The sequence below is a fragment of the Mesorhizobium waitakense genome, assembly GCF_056431085.1.
Genome location: NZ_JBWKME010000180.1, coordinates 1 through 639, shown reverse-complemented (window position 1 = coordinate 639; position 639 = coordinate 1). Strand labels below are relative to the sequence as shown.

At 56.3% G+C, this 639-nt stretch carries 1 pseudogene; it reads right to left on the bottom strand.

Features of this window, described 5'->3' with window-relative positions:
- Window positions 1–456: 456 nt before the first annotated feature.
- A pseudogene (locus AC07FD_RS32765) lies at window positions 457–639 on the bottom strand (GntR family transcriptional regulator); the annotation flags it as partial.

The following is a 639-nucleotide window of genomic DNA, read 5'->3' as shown; positions in this document are numbered from 1 at the left end:
CGGTGGGCGGGTGCGGGCTCATGCCCGTAAAGTCCGCCTAAAATGTTAAGGCGACGCTACCTCGGTATCTTCGTTCATGCTGCCCGCGAACAATTCAAGCTAAACGTTAGGCAGTCAGAATCTCACGTTAACTGCAGCGAGCCAAGCGCGAATCTCAAATTAAATGCAAATTCTCATTTTAAGTACAAGACTAAGGCCTTGATATCATTACGCCGAGGAGGCTCATTATTAAATGCATCGCGACAGAAGGAGAGAGACAGAGTTCCGCTCGCTACCGATTGCAACACGCGATCAAGACGCTTGGTAGATTGTGCCGCCTCATTCTCCTGACCCCATACTGGGAGGGCGAAACGCCGATCCCGAAGAGAAGCAAGGCCCTGTGAAAGACGTCAAAACGCCGGAGACACGGAAACGCTCGATAGCGCTTGACCTCAACACGCCGAATAGAGAAGCGTCTCAGTCCGTCGCCTCGCGGAACCTCATCGCCTCAAGCAAGAATTCGCCGGCGTTGCGGATCTCCTCGACGAGGAAGTCGCGCGCTAGATCGGGCTGGCCCTGGCGCAGGGCGTCCATGATTTCCTTGTGCCTCGGCGCCCGGCCGAGCGAGCTTCCTAGCAGCGCCCAGCGCGCCTCCCAGAA